This window comes from Nostoc sp. CHAB 5715, from assembly GCF_020829685.1.
Lineage (GTDB): Bacteria > Cyanobacteriota > Cyanobacteriia > Cyanobacteriales > Nostocaceae > Nostoc.
In genome coordinates this window covers 1-3,440 of the sequence record NZ_JAIVFR010000827.1, presented here as the reverse complement: position 1 = coordinate 3,440, position 3,440 = coordinate 1, and the positions used below count along the sequence as shown (strand labels likewise).

At 42.4% G+C, this 3,440-nt stretch carries 6 protein-coding genes; 3 read left to right on the top strand and 3 right to left on the bottom strand.

Translation table 11 applies throughout. The features are described from left to right. A partial coding sequence (locus LC574_RS32050) for a CpsD/CapB family tyrosine-protein kinase (RefSeq protein WP_229457634.1) occupies nucleotides 1-759 on the top strand: 759 nt, incomplete at its 5' end. A gap of 601 nt (nucleotides 760-1,360) precedes the next feature. On the opposite strand, the gene LC574_RS32045 is transcribed toward LC574_RS32050, so the two are convergent. Then, a complete protein-coding gene (locus tag LC574_RS32045) occupies nucleotides 1,361-1,723 on the bottom strand; it encodes a hypothetical protein (RefSeq protein ID WP_229457633.1) in 363 nt (120 codons plus the stop codon). 97 nt (nucleotides 1,724-1,820) lie between these two features. Here LC574_RS32045 and LC574_RS32040 point away from each other — a divergent pair, with 97 nt between their 5' ends. Both LC574_RS32040 and LC574_RS32035 read left to right on the top strand, forming a co-directional pair. Beyond that, nucleotides 1,821-1,973, top strand: coding sequence for a type II toxin-antitoxin system HicA family toxin (locus tag LC574_RS32040; RefSeq protein WP_229457632.1), 153 nt, complete (start codon nucleotides 1,821-1,823; stop codon nucleotides 1,971-1,973). An 11-nt stretch (nucleotides 1,974-1,984) separates the two neighbouring features. Next, nucleotides 1,985-2,209, top strand: a complete 225-nt coding sequence (locus LC574_RS32035) for a type II toxin-antitoxin system HicB family antitoxin (RefSeq protein WP_229457630.1) — start codon at nucleotides 1,985-1,987, stop codon at nucleotides 2,207-2,209. Nucleotides 2,210-2,285: 76 nt separating this feature from the next. Here the strand turns inward: LC574_RS32035 and LC574_RS32030 are convergent, their stop codons facing one another. Together LC574_RS32030 and LC574_RS32025 are read right to left on the bottom strand one after the other, a co-directional pair. Then, nucleotides 2,286-2,699, bottom strand: coding sequence for a PAN domain-containing protein (locus LC574_RS32030; RefSeq protein ID WP_229457628.1), 414 nt, complete (start codon nucleotides 2,697-2,699; stop codon nucleotides 2,286-2,288). Between the two features lie 127 nt (nucleotides 2,700-2,826). Further along, the coding region (locus LC574_RS32025) for a glutamate ligase domain-containing protein (RefSeq protein ID WP_306422186.1) at nucleotides 2,827-3,440 on the bottom strand (614 nt) is incomplete at its 5' end.

The window sequence follows — 3,440 nt, the reverse complement described above, 5'->3', positions numbered from 1 at the left end:
CCCAAATTACCGCCAGCCAAACCCAGAGAATCAATGATCAAGTTGCCTTTTGGTAAGCCAGAAGTTCTTGCCCCCTGGACAATTCAGGTATTGCAATCTCCACCGCGTTGGGAATCGCTGGATCTGATTTACAAAAACATTGAACTTTTAAATACTGTTGCTAACTTGAAATCTTTGATGATCACCTCAGCTTTACCTGATGAGGGTAAGTCAGCTTTGGCGTTGGGTTTGGCGATGAGTGCTGCCCGTTTACATAAAAGGGTACTGCTGATTGATGCCAATTTACGCGATCCCAGTCTGCACGAACAACTGAATCTTCCTAATGAACAGGGGCTTTCAACTCTATTGGCTAGTGATGCAACTCTACCCAACCAGATTAGTCTTCAATACTCAGGTTCCGCCTACATCGATATTTTGACTGCTGGCCCCAAACCTGCTGATCCTGCTAATCTGTTGAGTTCCCCTCGGATGATGGAATTAATGGCAGCATTTGAGGAAAACTATGATTTGGTACTCATAGATGCTCCCCCAGTTATCGGCTTGGTAGATGCCATGCTTACTGCATCATCTTGTCGTAGCGTGGTCATGGTAGCAAGCATTGGTATTGTGACGCGAAGTCAGCTGACTCAAGCGACAGCCATGCTGAGTAAGTTAAATCTGATTGGGGTTGTAGCTAATGGGGTATCAAACTCTAGTAGTAATTACGTACCTTATATCAAACAACAGCAATTAGCTTTGCGCCAAGCTGTAGAAAAGTAGCTAATACGGCTACGATAGATCCCCGACTTCTTTAAGGAGTTGGGGCTATTCCTGACAATTCAGGTCATGTGGAAAAGCCCACAAAGACCTAACCCTCTCCTACGAGGAGAGGGAAACGGAAAAACTTTTGTTACTGGAAGGGGGAAAATTCAAAGTCTCTCTCCTTTTAGGAGCTACAGTGTACACACAAGTATGACCAGCATAGGTTTTAACTCTTCTAGTAGTTTCGTAGTAGCACTATTTTAATCTTGCCACGCCAGTAGGGTGCGTTCTGGACACGCCGAAATAACAAATGAGTTCGCCGAAATAACAAATGCGTTGGCGTAGCCCGTCGCAGGCATCGCTATGATTGCAACAATTTAGCTTTGTCACGCCAGCGTAACGCACCGCAAATCTTTGGTGGATGAAGTTTTTCCGACTTGTGTGTACACCAGGGCTATTTCATTCTCATCTAGCCCGCCTCAGAATAAATTCTGAGGCTAATAGCAAAAGTCGTCTAAAGACGACTAAGAAAGGCTTTTAGTCCACTTTAGTGGACTTAAGCTAAAAGCCTGTGAACTTTAGTTCTGGGCGGTTTATGTTTAGAACGAAATAGCCCTGGTCAAAAGTCAGGTTGAGCGATCGCATTTGCTTGTTGAGCGATCGCATTTGCTTGTTGAGCGATCGCATTTGCTTGTTGAGCGATCGCATTTGCTTGTTGAGCGATCGCATTTGCTTGTTGAGCGATCGCATTTGCTTGTTGAGCGATCGCATTTGCTTGTTGAGCGACAGCATTTGCTTGTTGAGCGACAGCATTTGCTTGTTGAGCGATCGCATTTGCTTGTTGAGCGATCGCATTTGCTTGTTGAGCGATCGCATTTGCTTGTTGAGCAACAGCATTTGATTGTTGAGCGACAGCATTTGCTTGTTTGGAAGTAGGTACGGTACTCTCTCTCTTTTTTCCAACGTCATCAATCCTACCCAACTCTAACCTACTTGTCCCACACATCTAGGACTTTTGCAAGAGGTCTATAGTAAATCACTAAATTAGTAGTAAACAATCCTCCTATAGCGGTTCTCAATTGCATGGAAGTTTGTATCTTGATAGAACTAAAGGTAGTCATCGACAGTTCAAGCATCCTGATAAACCAGGTTTAGTTACAGTTCCAGGTAAATTGTCTGACGACTTAGCCCCTGGTACTCTCAGTAGTATTTGGAGGCAAGCACAGTTATAAGGAGAACGGCAATGCATTACGTAGTGGTGATTGAAAAGGCGGATAGTAATTACTCTGCTTATGTCCCTGATTTACCAGGTTGTGTAACTACAGGTGCAACCTTAGAAGAAGTCAAGCAGATGATTGCAGAAGCGATTGAATTTCATCTAGAAGGAATGCTAGAAGATGGTTTACCTATTCCTAAACCTACAAGCATCGCTCATGAGGTTGAAGTTGCAAACTACATCAAAACATAATTATAGAAAATCACTAAATTAGCCCTAAACAATCCTTCTAGTACAGATTGCCGGAAGTTCACACCGCACTTTTAGCTTACAATTTCCTACCGGATATACAGCAATCATTTGCTCTTAATATTGGTACTCCAGATTTTAAATAACAAACAGCTTCTGGACGTTGTACTCCTGGTCGAACATAAGTGTAAGAATTACATTTGATATCATTAATACAAAACTCTTGGCAAGCTGAAGCGAATGACGGAATCGGAAAAGCTGTATAATCGCCACCTGTTCTATCTCTACCAAATTCAGCAGTTATGGTAGAACGTAGAATAGTGGTTGGGAATGGACCATTTTGAGCTGTGGCAGGTTGAGCCAATGGTGTGAAGTTTACAATTGTACTAAAACCTAAAATTAGTAAAAGTGCTAACCCAAAAAATATAATATTTCTTGGGAAAACAAAATTTTTCTTTGCATATTGCCAAGCTGCGACGATTTTTAATTTCATAAATCTCTCCTAGCTGCACAGTATTATCCGCTGTGTAGAATACAGTTATTTGCTACCAAATACAAAAAATGTTAATAATTTTACATAATTAATTCAATATGTAGCTGAAAGTCACACACTGAATGAGTTAAGGCAGAGGAGATGAAAGAATCGAGTTGTATTGAAGCTTCTCTGCTTTTGCCCAATCAAGGCACAACTGACGGAAACGATCGCCCCGCACCTCAAAATTCGGGTACTGGTCGAAACTCGCACAAGCCGGAGATAGCAACACTACAGGCGATTCATACTCTTTAGCTAATTTTGCCGCTCTAGGAATTGCCCTTTCCATAGTTTCCACAATTTCGTAAGAATAATACCCCACCTCTTGGAGACGTTGGGCAAATGTGGGTGCAGCAGAGCCAATCAATAACACAGCAGCAGCTTGGGAGTGAATTTTTGCTAGCCAGCCAGTATCATCACCTGCTTTAGCTTCTCCACCAGCAATTAAAATCGCTGGACTTTTCACAGATGCTAAACCAACTTCGGCAGCATCATAGTTAGTGGCTTTGCTATCGTTAATGAAATCAATACCTTCCCATGTGCAGATATGCTCCAAACGATGAGCAACACCGGGGAATTCAACAATAGCACGTGCGATCGCATCACGATTAATTCCTGCTAATCGTGCTGTTGCTACTGCCATCAAGAGATTTTGCTGATTATGTTCTCCCACCATTTGCAAAGTAGATACTTTCACAATCG